The organism is Streptomyces sp. NPDC030165 (assembly GCF_055573595.1).
In genome coordinates this window covers 1-15,463 of sequence record NZ_JBVIBD010000020.1, presented here as the reverse complement: position 1 = coordinate 15,463, position 15,463 = coordinate 1, and the positions used below count along the sequence as shown (strand labels likewise).

Sequence of the window (15,463 nt, the reverse complement as noted above, 5' to 3'; positions counted from 1 at the left end):
CCACCGTAGTGCGGCGAAATCCAGACCGGTGTTCGGGTCGTGGTCCCGGCCGGCCGGTCCCTTCAGGCCGTGCCGCCCGGACCCAGCCGGTCCAGCGTCGCCGCCGCCTCGGCCATGATCCGGCCGACCAGCTCCGCACACGACGGCAGGTCGTCGATGACCCCGGCCACCTGCCCGGACGCCATCACCCCGGCGTCCGTACGGCCCTCCACCAGCGCGGCCCGCAGCATCATCGGCGTGTTCGCGGCCAGCAGCACCTGGCTCCAGGCCAGCCCGGCGCCGCGCTTCATGGCCAGCCCGTCGCGCACCGTCCGGGCCCAGCCCGTCCCCGCCTGCCTGCGGAACGCCGCCGCGTGCCGCGCGGCCCGCAGCAGGGCCGCCGGGCGCCCGGACCGTTCGAGGGCGGCCACCAGGTCCGTCCGCAGCATCCGGTGCGGCAGCCCGTCCACCGCGCGGGTCACGGTGACGTCCTGCACCGAGGCCGCCAGATAGCGCGCCTTGACCGCGGCCGGGACTGTGCTGTCGGACGTGAGCAGAAAACGCGTCCCCATGGCCACACCGGCCGCCCCGAAGGCCAGGGCGGCCACCAGCCCGCGCCCGTCGTGGAAGCCGCCGGCCGCCACGACCGGGATGTCCACCGCGTCCACGACCTGCGGCAGCAGGACCGAGGTCGCCACGTCACCGGTGTGCCCGCCGCCCTCCGAGCCCTGGACGATCACCGCGTCCGCGCCCCACGCGGCGACCTTCTCCGCGTGCCGCCGCGCCCCCACGGTCGGGATGACGACGACCCCCGCGTCCTTCAGACGGGCGATCAGCTCCCGTGAGGGCGCCAGGGCGAACGAGGCCACCCGTACGCCCTCCTCGACGATGATCCGCACCCGCTCGGCGGCGTCCCCGGCGTCCGCCCGCAGGTTGACGCCGAAGGGCCGGTCCGTACGGGCGGCGACCTCACGGACCGCGGCACGCAGCCGCCCGGTCGGCATGGTGGCGGAGGCCAGGATGCCGAGCGCCCCGGCCTCGGCGGTCGCGGAGACCAGGCGCGGCCCGGCGACCCATCCCATGCCGGTCTGGACGATGGGGCACCGGACGCCGGTCAGCTCGGTGAGCGCGGTGGTCAGGGGCCGCATGGCGGCACCTCGCGGTCGCGCAGCCCGCGCGGGTCGAGCACCTCGCGGATCAGCCGCAGCTCGGCGGCGTCCGGCTCACGCGTGGCCGGTACCCCGCCGTCCGGCACGAGGAGCGCGAACCCGGTGGCTTTCCGTACGTCTTCCAGCCGTACACCGGGATGCAGCGACCGGATCCGCATCGTGCGGTCGGGCGTCTCGAAGTCGAACACGCCGAGGTCGCTGACGACCTCCGGAATGCGGTGGAAGCGGGTGGCGGACGGCCCGGCCGCCGCGGCCCGGTCGTACCCGACGCCGCAGACCATGTCGACCCGCTCCACGAAGGTGCGCGGCGAGTGCCTCGGCACCCAGTAACTGGTCGGGTTGTTGAGGGTGTTGACGGGCGCACCGCGCACTCCGAGCAGCTGGCGGGACGGGCGCGCCCAGTCCCCGATGCAGGAGATGTTCTGGTTGCCGTACCGGTCGATCTGGCTCGCGCCCATCATGACGTGCCGGCGGCCCGTGGCGACCAGCGCCAGGTGCCGGCGGTAGGGCAGCCAGCCCTCCGCCACCGCCGGTCCGGAGCCCGCCTCCGGTGCGTCGCCGACGAGCAGCGCCTCGCCGTCGGTCAGCAGGAGATCGGGGGAGAAGGTCAGCCGCGCCAGCCGCGCCCCGAGAGCTGGGACGGTGCCCATGGGGGAGGCGAGCACCTCGCCCGCGCCGCGCCAGGCTTCGGCGCACGCCAGCACGCAGTACTCGGCGCGGGTGATGGTGCCGGTGCCGGTGCCCGTGTCGGTGTCGGCTGTCATGGGCGCTCCTTCGCGTTCCCCGTCGCGGTCGCGGTCGCGGTCGCGATCCCGGTCTCGTCGGCGAAGGCCGCCACCGCGGCCCGGTAGTCGCCCTCGTCGCCCGACAGGAAGCGCTCGGCGAACGCGGCCCAGGCGTCCGGGTCCGCCGCCGCCCGGACGTACGCCCGCTGGAACGCCTCGTCCCGGCCGTAGTCCGGCGCACAGGAGGTGAAGTGCGCCCCGTACGGCGCCTCGACGACACCGCTGACGAACATCCGGCTGACCAGCAGGGTCTGCGGGCCGCCCGCCCGGGACAGGTCCGCGGGGTCCACGATCCGCTCGCACGAGACGTACGCCGCGTCCGCCGCCTCGCAGAAGAGGTCGTCGAAGTACGGGTCGGGCCCCAGGTACTGCCCGTTGCCCCGCGCGTCCGCCCGGTTCAGGTGCACCAGCGCCGCGTCCAGCCGCAGCGCCGGGGCGGCGACCAGCACCTCACCGTCCGCGTACGGCGAAGTGACCGTACGGATGCGGGGGCCGGCCCGCAGCACGTCGGACCCGAGCCCGGCCCGCACCGGCATGAACGGCAGCCGCTGGCCCGCCGCGGTCAGTCCCCACAGGAACATCGCCTCGTCCAGTTCGGTCAGTTCCAGGGCGCCGCGCTCGCGGGCGGCGCGGTAGTGGGGCTCCAGGGGGACCGAGTCCAGGGTGACGAAGGGCGTGACCAGCCGGCGGATTCTTCCGGCCGCCGCGAGCAGGCCCACGTCCGGGCCGCCGCAGGAGACGACGGTGAGATCCGTCAGCCCGGACCGCAGCAGGGCCCGTACGAGCGCCATCGGCTTGCGGCGCGAGCCCCAGCCGCCGATGCCGATGGTCATCCCGCTCTCCAGCCGGGCCGCCACGTCGTCGGCGGTCATGGTCTTGTCGCTCACCTCGGCTCCTCTCCGGGCGTGCCGGCGCCGCGTGCGCGTTCCGGGCCGTCTCCCGGACCGTTTTCCGGGGCGCTCTTCCGTGCGAAGGCGTCCCGGTGCCGGCCGGCGACGCCGCTGAGGTTGGCCTCGAAGGTGAAGCCCTGCTCGAAGCGGTAGCTGCGGTGGACGTCGACCGGGTCGATGCCGTTGATGGCGGCCTTGGCCAGCCGCAGCAGGTACCCGTCCTTCGCGGCGATCTCCCCTGCCAGCGCCAGTGCCGCCGGCAGCACCTCGGCACGCGGCACCACGTCCCACACCGCCCCGTGCCGGTGGAGTTCGGCGGCGGTCACGGTGCGCGAGGTGAAGTAGAGGGTGCGCATCAGATGCGGCGGGACGAGCCGGGCGAGGTGGGTGGCAGCGCCGAGCGCACCGCGGTCCAGTTCGGGCAGGCCGAACGTCGCGTCGTCGCCCGCCACGATCGCGTCCGCGTTGCCCACCAGGCCGATGCCGCCGCCCAGGCAGTGGCCCTGTACGGCGGCGACGATTGGCACCGCGCAGTCGTACACGGCCGCGAACGCCTCGTAACAGCCGCGGTTGGCGCCGAGCAGCGCCGCGTGCCCCGGCGTCCGCTGCATCTCCTTGAGGTCCACGCCCGCGTTGAACCCGCGGCCGGCGGCGGCGAGCACCACACAGCGGACCCCGGGGTCGCGGCCGGCCGTGCGGACCGCGTCGGCCAGGTCGAACCACCCTTGTACGGGCAGGGCGTTGACCGGCGGCCGGTCGACGGTGACGAGCGCGATGCCGTCCTCGGGGCGGGAGGCGGTGACGGTGGTGGAGACACCCATGGGCGGATCAGCTACCTTTCCACCAAACGTTTGTTAGGTGCAGGCTGCTGGAGAAGGTAGCAGCGCGACGCCCGCAACGGGAGGGCGGAGGTGGCGAATTGGCGCTCGACATCGACCTGTCGGGACGCGTCGCGGTCGTCACGGGCGGCACGCGAGGCGTCGGCGCCGGCATCGGCCGGGCCCTGCTGGCGGCGGGCGCCGAGGTCGTCGCCTGCGCGCGCCGCCCGCCCGAGCGGCCGGTCGCGGCGACGGACGGGCGCGCCGCCGCCTTCGAACCGGTGGACGTACGCGACCCCGACGCGGTCGCCGCGTGCTTCGAGCGCGTACGGGCCCGCCACGGACGCCTCGACATCCTCGTCAACAACGCGGGCGGCACCCCGTACCGGCTCCTCGACGACTCCTCACCACGGCAGGCCGCCCGCGTCGTCGAACTGAACCTCACCGCGCCGCTGACCGCTTCCCTCGCCGCACGAGCCGTCATGGCGCGGCAGACGACCGGCGGCTCCATCATCATGATCGGCAGCGTCAGCGGCACCCGCCCCTCGCCCGGCACCGCCGCCTACGGGGCCGCGAAGGCGGGCCTGGAGAACCTCGCCCGCGCCATGGCCGTCGAATGGGCACCGCACATCCGCGTCAACACACTCGTCGTCGGCATGGTCCGCACCGAACTCTCCCACCTGCACTACGGCGACGAACCGGGCATCGCCGCCGTCGGCCGTACCGTCCCGCTCGGCAGACTCGCGACCCCCGACGAAGTCGGCGAACTCTGCGCCTTTCTGGCCAGTGACCGGTGCGCCTACGTCAGCGGCGCGAGCCTGGCCGTCCACGGCGGGGGCGAACGGCCGGCCTTCCTGGCGGCGGCCGGGCAGCGGCCCGGCGCGCCGGACCCACTCCCGACGGCCACCCCGGCCGCCACTGCCGACCCGGAGGGCGGACATGACCGCTGACCACCCGACCGAGAACACCTCCGCCGGCCTCTGCGCCGGGCGCGTGGTCGCCGTCACCGGTGCGGGCCGCGGCCTCGGCCGTGCCCACGCCCTGGCCTTCGCGGCCGAGGGCGCCCGCGTCGTCGTCAACGACCTGGGAGCACGGCCGGACGGCGCCCCGGGCGAGGGCGCGGGCGGCCCCGCCGAGGAGGTGGCCGCGGAGATCCGCGCGGCGGGCGGCGAGGCGGTCGCCCACGGCGGTGACATCGCCACGCCCGCCGGCGCCGCCTCGCTCGTCGCCACCGCGCTGGGCACCTACGGACGCCTGGACACCCTGGTCAACAACGCGGGCTTCGTACGCGACCGGATGCTGGTCAACCTGGCGGAGGACGAATGGGACACCGTCCTGCGCGTCCACCTCAAAGGCCACTTCCTGCCGCTCCAGCACGCGGCGGCACACTGGCGCTCGGAGGCCAAGGCCGGTCGGCCGCCGCAGGCCCGCGTCGTCAACACCAGCTCGGGAGCCGGCCTGCTCGGCAGCGTCGGCCAGGCCAACTACTCCGCCGCCAAGGCAGGCGTCCTCGGCCTCACCCTCGTGGCCGCCGCCGAACTGGGCCGGTACGGCGTACAGGTCAACGCCATCGCCCCGGCCGCCCGCACCCGCATGACCGAGCGGACCTTCGCCGAGACCATGGCGGCACCGACGGACGGCACCTTCGACACCATGGCCCCGGAGAACGTCTCCCCGCTCGTCGTCTGGCTCGGCTCCACCGCCTCCGAAGGCGTCACCGGCCGGGTCTTCGCGGCCGAAGGCGGGCGCATCACGGTCATGGAGGGCTGGCACTCGGGGCCCACCGCCGACCAGCAGGCCCGCTTCACCCCGGCCGGGGCAGGCGACACGGCGCGCCGGCTCCTCGCCGAGGCGAGCGCGCCGGAGCCGGTGTACGGGGCCAAGTGAGGCGGGGGAGATGCGCGGGGGCGCTGTGAGGCGGTGGGTGCGGGGTACGGGAGGCCGTGGCGTGTGCGGTGTCAGGGTGCCGGTGGTGCGTGGGTAGGTTGGCGAGCCGCACCACTCGCTGATCAGCACGCCCGCCGAGGAGCACCTCATGCCGTCCCCGTCCCGTACCTGCCTCGTCACCGGAGCGGCCTCCGGCATAGGCCGGGCCACCGCCGCCCGCCTCCGCGCGCAGGGCCACACCGTGCTCGGCGCCGACCTCGACGGCGCCGACATCCAGGCGGACCTCGCCACCCCACAAGGCCGTACGGAACTGGTGGCCCGCGCCCGGGAACTGACCGGCGGCCGGCTCGACGCGGTGATCGCCTGCGCCGGTGTCGCCACCTTCGACCCGCTGACCGTCAAGGTGAACCACTTCGGAGCGGTGGCCACCCTGGAGGGCCTGCGCCCGCTGCTCGCCGCCGGCACCGACCCGCGCGCGGTCGTCGTCTCCTCGGTGGCGTCCGTGCACCCCTGTGACACCGCCGTCGTCGATGCCGCGCTGGCCGGGGACGAACCGGCGGCGGTCGCCGCGGCGGAGGCGGCCGTCGACCGTGGCGAGGGATACCTCCTCTACGGCTCCTCGAAGGCCGCCGTCGCCCGCTGGGTCCGCCGTACCGCCACGACCGCCGGCTGGGCGGGCGCCGGAATCCCGCTCAACGCCGTCGCGCCGGGCACCGTCCTCACCCCCATGACCGCCCCCATGCTCGCCGACCCGGAGACGCGGCGGGTCGTGGACTCCAGTGTGCCGATGCCGCTGCACGGCCACGCCCGCCCGGAACAGGCCGCCGCGCTCCTCACCTGGCTGATATCGCCCGAGAACACGCACGTCACCGGGCAGGTCGTCTTCCTCGACGGCGGTGCCGACGCGGTACTGCGGGGGGACAGCACCTGGTGATGCCGCCGGCGACATCGCTGGTGGCGTTGCCGGTGACGTCGCGTCGGCCGGTGACGGCCCGCACGGGCCCGTACGCCCCTACGGTTCGGACGGCTCCCACACCGAACCGTCGTGGGCGAACATCACCCGCCGCGGATCGAACGCGTCGAGCCGCTCCAGCCAGGGCGGATGACCGGGCAGCGGGGCGCCGACTCCGTCGAGGGCGGCCCGCCGGGCGAGCTGGTCCGACGCGAACTCCGAGGCGAAGTCGCGGGCCTGGCCCGCGAGGACCACCGCGCCGTCCCGCTGCTCCACCACCAGGGACTGGTGCCCCGCGGTGTGCCCCGGCGTAGGGATGATGTGCACGCCGGGCCACACCTCGGCCTCGCCGCGCAACTCCTCGTAGACGACGCCGGGAAAGTCGACCAGCGCGTCCACCGTGTACCCGCCCGAGCGCGCCAGGGCCAGCTCTGCCGCCTGCACCAGGACAGGCCGCCCGCCCAGCAGCGGGTTGCCGCCGCAGTGGTCGAAGTGCAGATGACAGTTGACCACCACGGAGACATCCGCGAGCCGGTGCCCCGCCGCGGCCAGCGCGGCCTCCAGGGGACGGCGCCGCGGACGGTAGTGCGCCTCGGTCCCCGGATCGGCAGCCCCGATCCCCGTGTCGAACAGCAGCAGCCCGGCAGCGTGCCGCACCAGGTACGCGAGCACCGGCTCCACCCGCGGCTCGGCTCCACCGGTCTCCGACGCGGGACGGACGAAATACCCGAGATCGAGCCTGCGCACATCCCGCACCGGAAAGCCGCGCGCCGTACGCCTGCGTACCGTCACCTCGTGGCCCATGGCATCCATCCGGCCATCGTGGCAGGGGAGGGCGGATCCGGCGAGGTGTCGGTGTCGGTCCCGGCCGGTCACCGTTGCGGGACAGGGCGCTCCGGTCAGTCGTCCGCGGCCGCCCGGGCGGCCACCACCCGCAGGCCCCGTTCGCCGAACTCCCGGCGCACGGATTCCTTCGCGCCGCTGTCCGTGATGAGGGTGTCGAAGACGTCCGCGCCGCCGACCCGGGCGAAGCAGCGGGCGCCGATCTTCGAGGAGTCCGCGACGACCACGGCGCGCCGGGCCCGTTCGGCCATCAGGCGGTTGACCCGGGCCTCCGCCTCGTCGTGCACGGTCGCGCCCATCACCGGCTCTATGCCGTTGGCGCCGATGAAGGCGATGTCCACGGAGATCTGCTGGAGGACCAGCTCGCTGAACGGGCCGACCAGTTCGAACGATCTGGAGTGTGCCACGCCGCCGGTCAGCACGATCTTGATCTGCGGCCGTACGGCGAGTTCGTTGGCGATGTTCAGCGAGTTGGTGACGATGGTCAGGTGCGGCTGCGGCCCCGCCTCGGCGAACTCCGGCCGGGTGGCCAGCACCCGGGCGATCTCCGTGGTCGTGGTGCCGCCGCTGAGGCCGACCACGTCGCCGCGCTCGACCAGTTTCGCCGCGGCCTGCGCCACCGCTTCCTTCTCGGCGGCGCGGTGCGCCCGCTTGTAACGGATGGGCAGGTCGTACGCCACCGAGCTGAGCACCGCGCCGCCCCGGGTACGGGTCAGCAGCTGCTGGTCGGCCAGGGCGTCCATGTCGCGCCGCATCGTCGCGGCGGACACCTCCAGCTGGGTCGCGGCCTCCTCGACCTCCACCCGGCCGCGTTCGCCGAGCAGCTCCAGGAGGGCGTTCATCCGTTCATGGCGGTTCATGGCGCGAGCCTAAGTCCTCTCCGGCGGCCTGCGTGATATCGGGGAGCCCGCCGGCCGGCCGGGCGCGGGGGAGGGGCAGGCGCCGTACACACCCCGTGGTGGGAGGGTACGCAAGCGTTTTCGCGTCATCTGCCGGAGGGGGGTGAACCAGCCGACGGCACATGCTCCCTCCCGCACCACCCCCGCACGCCCCCGTTCCCCCGCGCACTCCGCCATGCCCGTTCCCGCTCGGCTTCCATCCGTTCGCTTCAGCTCATCCCTGCACCGGCGCCTCCGCGGCGGCCGACTGGCCCGGGACCGCGGCCGGGGCACCGAGCAGGGCCAGCAGCCGGGCGGCCTCCTGCGCCACCGCCTCACGCGCCGGTTTCACGTACCTGCGCGAGTCGACGAGGGTGAGGTCCGCATCCAGGGTGTCCCGGATGCTGCGGGTGAAGACGGAGACCAGGTGGGTGGAGATGTTGATCTTCGTCATGCCGGCCGCGACGGCCCGGCGCAGCTCGTCGTCGGGCACACCCGAGGAGCCGTGCAGCACCAGCGGCACCGGCAGCTTCCCGGCCAGCGCCGCGATCAGCTCCTTGTCCAGGACGGCGGTGCGTTCGTGCATCGCGTGCGAGGAGCCGACGGCGACGGCCAGGGCGTCCACCCCCGTCGCCCGGACGAACGCCAGCGCCTCGTCGGGGTCGGTACGGGCACCGGGGGCGTGCACGCCGTCCTTGCCGCCGACCTCGCCCAGCTCGGCCTCGACGTAGGCGCCGCGCTCATGGCACCAGGCGGTCAGCTCAGCCGTGGCGGCGACGTTCTCCTTGTACGGGAGGGCCGAGGCATCCACCATCACCGACCGCACCCCGGCCGCCACGCCCTCGCGCACCAGCTCCGCCTCGGTGATGTGGTCCAGGTGCACGGCGACCCGGGCGGCGGACGCTTCGGCGAGCGCCAGGGTGGCGCGGACGATGGGCAGCAGGCTGCCGTGGTAGCGGATGCAGTTCTCGCTGATGCCCAGGATGACCGGCAATCCGCTGCGTTCGGCGGCCGCGACGAGCGCCTCGGCGGTCTCCAGGTGGATGACGTTGAACGCCGCGGCACCGGCCCGCGCCTCACGTGCGGCGGTGACGATCGACGAGGTGGGGACGAGGGGCATGGGATCCTGACTCCCTTGCGGGACGGGGCCGTTGCCGGCGGTTTCGTGGGCGGGACGGGACGGGACGGGTCGGGACGGGTCGGGGGGCGGGGCAGCGGGTCGGCGGGGCCCTCAGGAGGCGTACGGCACATCCGGCCGGTCGGCCCCTACGGCCGCCCGTACGGCCGGGTCAGCCCGTATGGCCAGGGCGGCCGTACGCCCCCGTCGGCCCGTGAGCCCCGCTACCCGGCCGTCGGTTCCGGCGCCGTGAGCAGCACCGAGCGGGTCAGGCTGCGCGGGTTGTCGGGGTCCAGGCCGCGGGCGCGGGCCCGCTCCAGGGCGATCCGCTGCACCAGCACCAGGTCGGCCAGCGGGTCGCGCCCGTGGTGCACGAACCCGGCGCCGGTCCGTGCGACATCGGCCTCCAGGCCTTCCGGTACCGGACCGAACACCCAGGTGACGCGGCCCGGTGCCGCTATGGAGATGGGGCCGTGGCGGTACTCCATCGCGGGGTAGGACTCCGTCCAGCTCTGCGACGCCTCGCGCATCTTCAGCGCCGCCTCGTTGGCCAGCCCGTACGTCCAGCCCGTGCCGAGGAAGGAGAACTGTTCGGCGTCCAGCCACTCCTTCTCCACGGGCGCGGTCAGTGCCTCCTCCGCGTCGCGCACCGCGCCGGTCAGGTCCTCACCGAGGTGGGCCCGCAGCAGCGCGAGCGCGGTCGTCGCGAACCGGGTCTGCACCACGGACCGCTCGTCGGCGAACGGCAGGGTGACCGTCGCGTCCGACAGTCCGGTGGCCGGGGTGTCGGGGTCACCGAGCACCGTCACGGCCGGAATGCGCCCCTTGACCTGCTCCAGCAGGCGCAGGACCTCGGTCGTCGTCCCGGAGCGGGTGATCGCCACGACGGCGTCGTACCCCCGGTCGGCGCCGAGGAACGCTTCGGAGGCGGCGAAGGCGTCCGTCACGCCCAGCCCGGCGCCCTCGCGCAGGGCCGCGTACGCCTGCGCCATGAACCACGAGGTGCCGCAGCCCACCACCGCGACCCGCCGGCCGGCGCCGGGCAGCGGGGTGTCCCCACCGCCGATCCGCGCCGCCTCCCGCCAGGTCCCCGGCTGGCTGCGCAGCTCCTGCTCCATGTACGAGGTCCCGCTCACGACGCCCTCCAGTTGTCTGCGTGAACTTGCAACAACATGCTCGGTTGCAAGCAACTCTACGCACGCCCTGCGGCGTAATCCATCCCTCGGAAGGGTGGGAGTGCCCGTAAGGCGGGAAGGGATGGACCACGAACTGGCGCTCCGTACAGGAGGTATACGAAAGACCTGGTCGCCCGAAGTGACTGTTGACACATGAAGGAAAGGAGTCAAATACTCGCAGGATCACTCATGCAGCCGCAGTGGGGCGGCGGCCGTCAGGCAGCGCGGGCAGCGCCGGCGCCGGGCGGTACGTCCGGTCACCGGCCGTCCGACGGCAGCTGCCGCAGTGATCGTCACGCAGCAAGGCCGTTCCGCCGACAGTCGTCACAAAGGACTCCCCATGTCCGTCGCAACGCGCTCCACGCAGTCACCGTCCTCGCCGCCGGGCCCCGAGGGCCCGCCGCCCCGGCGCGCCGGCCGGCTCTTCGCCCTCACCGGAGCCGTCGTCGGCGTCATCTACGGTTACGACACCGGCAGCATCTCCGGCGCCCTGGTGTTCCTGAGCAAGGACTTTCACCTCAGCGACACCGAGAAAGGCCTGGTCAACAGCATCCTGGTGTTCGGTTCGATCCTGGGCGCGCTGATCGGCGGCAAGCTGGCCGACACGCTGGGCCGCAAGGCCGCCATGCTGATCGTCGCCGGCTCGTACACGGTCTTCGTGGCGCTCTCCGCCCTCGCCCCGAACGTCATCGTCCTGGACGCGGTACGGTTCCTGCTCGGCGTCGCCATCGGCATCTCGATCGTGGCGGCCCCGCTGTACATCGCCGAGTCGACACCGGCGCGCACCCGCGGCGCCTCCGTGGCCGCGTACCAGGTCGCCACGGTCGCCGGCATCGCCCTCACATACTTCGTGAACTGGGGACTGTCCGACGGCGGCCACTGGCGGCTGATGCTCGGCCTGTCCGCGGTCCCCGCCGCCCTCGTGCTGATCCCGCTGTTCCGGCTGCCCGACACGCCCCGCTGGTACGTCCTCAAGGGCCGGACCGAGAAGGCCGTCGAGGTCATGGCGCTGACCGACCCCGACGTCGACGCGCGCGCGGAGACCGAGGCGGTCCGTGCCGCGCTGGCCGAGGAGAGCGGCGGTTCGCTGCGCTCGCTGCTGCGCAGGCCGTACGCCCGCGCCGCGCTGTTCGTCGTCGGGCTCGGCTTCTTCTGCCAGATCACCGGCATCAACGCGGTGACGTACTACAGCCCGCAGATCTTCGAGGAGATGGGCTTCACCGGCGACGGGCAGAACTTCCTGCTGCCGGCCTTCGTGCAGCTGGCCTCACTGGCCGCGACGATCCTCGCCATCCTCATCATCGACCGGCTCGGCCGCCGCGTCGTCCTGCTCTCCGGCATCGCCACGATGACGGCCATGCTCGGCGTGCTGACCGCCGTGTTCGGCTTCGGGGACATGGAAGGCTCCGGGACGTGGATCGGTTTCGGCGCCATCCTGCTCTTCACCGCCGCCTTCAACTTCGGCTTCGGGTCGCTGATCTGGGTGTACGCCAGTGAGGCGTTCCCCGCCCAGCTGCGCTCCACCGGCGCGTCGGCGATGCTGACGGCCGACCTCGTCGCCAACCTCCTCATCGCGCAGTTCTTCCCGTCCCTGATGTCCTGGGCGGGGGCCGCGACGACCTTCGCGGGCCTCGGCCTCCTCGCGCTGGGCGCGCTGGTCTTCGCCGCGTGCACCGCTCCCGAGACCAAGGGGCGGCAACTGGAGGAGATCCAGGGCTTCTGGCTCAACGGGGGGCGCTGGCCCACCCCGGCCCCGTAGCGGCGGAGGCGCGAGAAGGCTCCAATTTGGGATCACCCCAGCTCAGCATAGGTGTCGGCTGGGGTGATTCTTAGAGGGCTGTACCTGCGACCGCTGGCGTGACGCCTGAGCGGAGCGGCCGGTAACTGCCCCAGGGAGCAAACAGGGAGATCTTTTAGGAATCTGCTTCGAACCACCGCTGCATCGCGTGCCGGCCGCGGCCGTCTGCCTCGGGCATCATGTGCGCGTACACGCGCAGCGTGATCGACGGATCGGCGTGCCCCAGCCACTTCGATACTGCCACGATCGTCTCCCTCGCGTGCAGCTGCACCGAGGCGAAGGTGTGTCGCAGGACGTGGAAGCCGTCCTCCCGCGCCTCCGCGTAGCGGGGGACAATGCGCCCTGAGGAGCCTTGAGCAACCATCTCCGGCTCGGGGATGACTCCGGCCGCGGCGAGAGCCGGCTTCCAGCTCCACTGGTTCCAGGAATCGCGACGGATTGCGCGCCCCCGGGCACTCGTGAACACAAGGGGGAAGGTCTGTGGGGCCCGCTCCTTCTCCTCCTTCTCCGAGGCAGGGGCATCCGGGTTACCCCAGGGCAAGGTGATCTTTTTCGGCGGGAACGCCTCCATATGTGCCTTCAGCAGCGCCAGCAGGTAGGGCGGAGCGGGGACAGCGCGAACCTTTCCCCTCTTCGGCAGGGCGAAGACCAGCTTGGAGCCGACCTTCTTCAGCTGGCGGCGCACGTGAATGACGCCGCCCTCCACGTCGATGTCGTCTTCTGCCAAGCCGAGGACCTCCCCCTGCCGAAGGCCAGCTCCGACGCCTACATCCACCATTGTTCGGAAGCGTTCAGGCAGGGCGGATCGCACGGCGCGGACCTGCTCCCGGGCCCATGGCTGGACTTCCCGATCGGGGAGCGTCGGCAGCATGATCGACCTGGTCTTGCAGGGGTTCTTGCGGATTCGTTCGTCGTCTACGGCAGCCTGCAAGATGGCCGACAGGTAGCCCCACACTGCAAGCGTCGTGTTGGGACCTATGCGGGACTGCAGCTCCTTGAGGAACAGTCGCAGCTGCTGGGCCTTGATCGCGCCGATCTCGGTAGCCCCGAGATGTGCCTCGATGTGTTTCAGCCGGCCGAGGATCGTCCTGCGGGTTGCCGGGTCGTCGTGGCGAGCGGGCAACCAGTGATCCTTGATGTAATCGGACAGCGTGATCCGGCCGAGGCGGGGATCGAGGAACTCCCCTTGCTGGGACTCGTTCTCCGCCTTGGCCTTCCACCGGTCGGCATCCGCTTTGGCGTGGAACGACCTGGCGCGTACTCCGGGGATGCCGGTGACCTTGTAGCGCCTACCCTTGCCGTAGAGGGCGGTCTTGCGTTTCTTACCCGTTTCCGGGTCGGGGCGCTTGGTCCACCAGCGATCCTCGATGTACCCGGCCATGCGTGAACCCCCTCAGTTCCGGCGAGTGTATGGAGACGACCTCGCCCCTCCACAGCTGGAACCATTGTCCGCCGGCGAGGACTTGGGCGGTGGCCGAGTTCATTGCTGCTACCCCTTCGGGCAGGAACAGGCCACGGTAGAGTTCGAACTTGATCTTTCCGCGGGTTTCCCTGACAGCTACGGGCTCGTCGAGGGTCCGGTCTTCGGAGTAGACGTACTGGACATCGAGCATCCTGCACCCCCATGCGCGCACACAGGGGTGTGGGGGTTCCCCTGGGACGAATGTGTTCAGTCCCGAAAAGCTACCGCCAAGAAGATGAACGGACAACAGTCCGTAGACGATCTGTATCGGTACGGAGCCGGCGCATGGCCCTCCGGGCTCACTGCAGGTCGCGCTCGGCTCGTTCTGCAGCCTCCATCATGGCGCGCCACTTCCTCTTCTCCGCCGGAGGCATCCCTGCCAGATGGGCGACGATGACGCGCACGTCGTCGTCGTACCCGGACAGCTCGGTTGCCTGGTAATCGAGGAACTGGATCGCCGCGGCGCGCTGGATCACGGACAAGGGGCGGCCCAGCGCTACAGCGATGGCCTTCAGGCGGTCGGCGCTCGGTGCCACGGTGATCACGTTGGTGGCCAGCTTCTGCAGGTACGCCTTGGAGACCTGTTCGCCCGTCTCGGGGTCGACGGCCTTCGTAGCCATCTGCTGGTAGCTCATCCCGCGGTCGTTCGCCTCGCGGATCAGTCGGCTCAGCTCGTCGCGGTCCATGTCGTGCGTCAGGGAGTCGGGCAGGGGCGTTGGGCTGCCGTCTCGTTCACGGTCCGGGGCCGCAGCCTCCATGTCGCCATCCTTCCGCGTCACATTTGCACCGACTGTCTCTCGATGGAGTCGGGGCGACTCTACAAATTGCAGGTCAGCCCCTACAACCATTCCGCTGTAAAGACATTTCGTCTACAGGGCGATGCTATCGCCGCTGCAACTACACAGAAACTTCAGATCCGGCCGTCTCTGGGTGTAGACGGATCGTCTCGGTGATGCTTCACTGGTCTCAATCGAAGACGCTTCGTCCCAATGGAGAGCCGTTGAGAGCGCGATACACGCTGCGCAGCCGGGAGTGGCTCCAGTTCGTCATGAAGCACCCCGGCCGAGGCGCCCCGTACACCGTGCGATCCCTCGCGGAAGCCGTCGGCCTCAGTCACCACTCGCTGATCGGACACCTCCTGAGTGGCGAGCGCAAGGACTGCAGCCCCGATCTGGCGCACGGCATCGCGGAGGCCGTCGGCGTGGCGGTTCTGACTCTTTTCGTGCCCCCGTCGTCTCCGCCGCGAGACGAAGCGGCTTGACGGTAGAACGCCCATGTCAATCGAAAGGATCGCCGTGTCGAACACTCCGCGGAAGGCCCCGCCTGGGTGCTTGTGGCTCTCGGATGCCGCCGACCGTCTCGGATACGAGCCCAGCACGCTCAGGAAGTGGCGGCTCAAGAGGAAGGGGCCGGCGAGCTTCCGGGCAGGTGGCCGAGTCGTCTACCGCATCGCGGCGCTCGAAGCCTGGCTCGCCGCTCAGGAGGCGGCGGACCCGCACTCCAATCCCGCTCTCGACCCGGCCAACGCCCCGGTCGAAGCCAAGGCCGCCGCCTAGCGGTATGCGGCCCCAACCGCCGGGCTCTCACACACCGGCAGCCGGGGCCTACGAGTTCCACCCCTCTGCACGCATCCATCCTGCGAGAGAGAAGAGGACCCCGTGTCCCACATGATCCCAGACCGGCCGGGTGAGCTGGTCTTGACCGAGTCCC

The 15,463-nt window shown here is 72.1% G+C and carries 15 protein-coding genes; 5 read left to right on the top strand and 10 right to left on the bottom strand.

Annotation, left to right across the window (positions count from 1 at the left end; genetic code table 11):
- Positions 1 to 62 precede the first annotated feature (62 nt).
- Genes ACZ4Z1_RS31185 through ACZ4Z1_RS31170 form a run of 4 tightly spaced genes read right to left on the bottom strand, consistent with a single transcriptional unit; the run spans position 63 to position 3,644 of the window.
- Positions 63 to 1,118, bottom strand: coding sequence for an NAD(P)H-dependent flavin oxidoreductase (locus ACZ4Z1_RS31185; protein ID WP_468490112.1), 1,056 nt, complete (start codon positions 1,116 to 1,118; stop codon positions 63 to 65).
- Entirely contained in the window at positions 1,115 to 1,912 is a 798-nt protein-coding gene (locus ACZ4Z1_RS31180; protein WP_468490000.1) for a CoA-transferase subunit beta, read from the bottom strand. The genes ACZ4Z1_RS31185 and ACZ4Z1_RS31180 overlap by 4 nt, the downstream gene beginning before the upstream one ends.
- Complete coding sequence (locus ACZ4Z1_RS31175; RefSeq protein WP_468489999.1) at positions 1,909 to 2,820, bottom strand: CoA transferase subunit A; 912 nt, start codon at positions 2,818 to 2,820, stop codon at positions 1,909 to 1,911. Before ACZ4Z1_RS31175 ends, ACZ4Z1_RS31180 begins: the two co-directional genes overlap by 4 nt.
- The gene (locus tag ACZ4Z1_RS31170; protein WP_468489998.1) at positions 2,817 to 3,644 is read right to left on the bottom strand and encodes an enoyl-CoA hydratase family protein; all 828 of its coding nucleotides are present in this window, start codon (positions 3,642 to 3,644) and stop codon (positions 2,817 to 2,819) included. Before ACZ4Z1_RS31170 ends, ACZ4Z1_RS31175 begins: the two co-directional genes overlap by 4 nt.
- Before the next feature lie 98 nt (positions 3,645 to 3,742).
- On the opposite strand from ACZ4Z1_RS31170, the gene ACZ4Z1_RS31165 reads away from it, so the two are divergent.
- The 3 genes from ACZ4Z1_RS31165 to ACZ4Z1_RS31155 all read left to right on the top strand — a co-directional run bounded on the left by ACZ4Z1_RS31165 (position 3,743) and on the right by ACZ4Z1_RS31155 (position 6,462).
- Positions 3,743 to 4,591 (top strand): SDR family oxidoreductase, encoded by an 849-nt coding sequence (locus tag ACZ4Z1_RS31165; protein ID WP_468489997.1) that lies wholly within the window; start codon positions 3,743 to 3,745, stop codon positions 4,589 to 4,591.
- Entirely contained in the window at positions 4,581 to 5,528 is a 948-nt protein-coding gene (locus ACZ4Z1_RS31160) for an SDR family oxidoreductase (RefSeq protein ID WP_468489996.1), read from the top strand. Before ACZ4Z1_RS31165 ends, ACZ4Z1_RS31160 begins: the two co-directional genes overlap by 11 nt.
- A 148-nt stretch (positions 5,529 to 5,676) precedes the next feature.
- Positions 5,677 to 6,462 (top strand): SDR family oxidoreductase, encoded by a 786-nt coding sequence (locus ACZ4Z1_RS31155; protein ID WP_468489995.1) that lies wholly within the window; start codon positions 5,677 to 5,679, stop codon positions 6,460 to 6,462.
- Between the two features lie 78 nt (positions 6,463 to 6,540).
- Here ACZ4Z1_RS31155 and ACZ4Z1_RS31150 read toward each other — a convergent pair whose 3' ends face one another.
- The 4 genes from ACZ4Z1_RS31150 to ACZ4Z1_RS31135 form a co-directional block, all read right to left on the bottom strand.
- On the bottom strand, positions 6,541 to 7,284 hold the full coding sequence (locus ACZ4Z1_RS31150) for an N-acyl homoserine lactonase family protein (RefSeq protein ID WP_468490111.1): 744 nt from the start codon (positions 7,282 to 7,284) through the stop codon (positions 6,541 to 6,543).
- A 95-nt stretch (positions 7,285 to 7,379) separates the two neighbouring features.
- The gene (locus ACZ4Z1_RS31145; protein ID WP_468489994.1) at positions 7,380 to 8,183 is read right to left on the bottom strand and encodes a DeoR/GlpR family DNA-binding transcription regulator; all 804 of its coding nucleotides are present in this window, start codon (positions 8,181 to 8,183) and stop codon (positions 7,380 to 7,382) included.
- Positions 8,184 to 8,436: 253 nt separating this feature from the next.
- Complete coding sequence (locus ACZ4Z1_RS31140) at positions 8,437 to 9,321, bottom strand: class II fructose-bisphosphate aldolase (protein WP_468489993.1); 885 nt, start codon at positions 9,319 to 9,321, stop codon at positions 8,437 to 8,439.
- Between the two features lie 221 nt (positions 9,322 to 9,542).
- Positions 9,543 to 10,454: an SIS domain-containing protein gene (locus ACZ4Z1_RS31135; protein ID WP_468489992.1), complete on the bottom strand. Its 912-nt coding sequence runs from the start codon at positions 10,452 to 10,454 to the stop codon at positions 9,543 to 9,545.
- Between the two features lie 379 nt (positions 10,455 to 10,833).
- On the opposite strand from ACZ4Z1_RS31135, the gene ACZ4Z1_RS31130 reads away from it, so the two are divergent.
- A complete protein-coding gene (locus ACZ4Z1_RS31130) occupies positions 10,834 to 12,252 on the top strand; it encodes a sugar porter family MFS transporter (RefSeq protein ID WP_468489991.1) in 1,419 nt (472 codons plus the stop codon).
- Between the two features lie 154 nt (positions 12,253 to 12,406).
- Here the strand turns inward: ACZ4Z1_RS31130 and ACZ4Z1_RS31125 are convergent, their stop codons facing one another.
- The gene (locus tag ACZ4Z1_RS31125) at positions 12,407 to 13,672 is read right to left on the bottom strand and encodes a tyrosine-type recombinase/integrase (protein WP_468489990.1); all 1,266 of its coding nucleotides are present in this window, start codon (positions 13,670 to 13,672) and stop codon (positions 12,407 to 12,409) included.
- Positions 13,673 to 14,052: 380 nt separating this feature from the next.
- Positions 14,053 to 14,511 carry a hypothetical protein gene (locus tag ACZ4Z1_RS31120; RefSeq protein WP_468489989.1) on the bottom strand — a complete coding sequence of 153 codons (459 nt, stop codon included), beginning with the start codon at positions 14,509 to 14,511 and terminating at the stop codon, positions 14,053 to 14,055.
- Positions 14,512 to 15,084: 573 nt separating this feature from the next.
- On the opposite strand from ACZ4Z1_RS31120, the gene ACZ4Z1_RS31115 reads away from it, so the two are divergent.
- The gene (locus ACZ4Z1_RS31115) at positions 15,085 to 15,309 is read left to right on the top strand and encodes a helix-turn-helix transcriptional regulator (protein WP_468489988.1); all 225 of its coding nucleotides are present in this window, start codon (positions 15,085 to 15,087) and stop codon (positions 15,307 to 15,309) included.
- Positions 15,310 to 15,463 lie beyond the last annotated feature (154 nt).

What these genes read in the sequence shown, in the direction of transcription:
- ACZ4Z1_RS31120 (WP_468489989.1), bottom strand. Translation starts at nt 14,511, where the DNA reads ATGGAGGCTGCGGCCCCGGACCGTGAACGAGACGGCAGCCCAACGCCC.
- ACZ4Z1_RS31170 (WP_468489998.1), bottom strand. Translation starts at nt 3,644, where the DNA reads ATGGGTGTCTCCACCACCGTCACCGCCTCCCGCCCCGAGGACGGCATC.
- ACZ4Z1_RS31155 (WP_468489995.1), top strand. Translation starts at nt 5,677, where the DNA reads ATGCCGTCCCCGTCCCGTACCTGCCTCGTCACCGGAGCGGCCTCCGGC.
- ACZ4Z1_RS31180 (WP_468490000.1), bottom strand. Translation starts at nt 1,912, where the DNA reads ATGACAGCCGACACCGACACGGGCACCGGCACCGGCACCATCACCCGC.
- ACZ4Z1_RS31130 (WP_468489991.1), top strand. Translation starts at nt 10,834, where the DNA reads ATGTCCGTCGCAACGCGCTCCACGCAGTCACCGTCCTCGCCGCCGGGC.
- ACZ4Z1_RS31140 (WP_468489993.1), bottom strand. Translation starts at nt 9,321, where the DNA reads ATGCCCCTCGTCCCCACCTCGTCGATCGTCACCGCCGCACGTGAGGCG.
- ACZ4Z1_RS31150 (WP_468490111.1), bottom strand. Translation starts at nt 7,284, where the DNA reads ATGGGCCACGAGGTGACGGTACGCAGGCGTACGGCGCGCGGCTTTCCG.
- ACZ4Z1_RS31160 (WP_468489996.1), top strand. Translation starts at nt 4,581, where the DNA reads ATGACCGCTGACCACCCGACCGAGAACACCTCCGCCGGCCTCTGCGCC.
- ACZ4Z1_RS31145 (WP_468489994.1), bottom strand. Translation starts at nt 8,183, where the DNA reads ATGAACCGCCATGAACGGATGAACGCCCTCCTGGAGCTGCTCGGCGAA.
- ACZ4Z1_RS31125 (WP_468489990.1), bottom strand. Translation starts at nt 13,672, where the DNA reads ATGGCCGGGTACATCGAGGATCGCTGGTGGACCAAGCGCCCCGACCCG.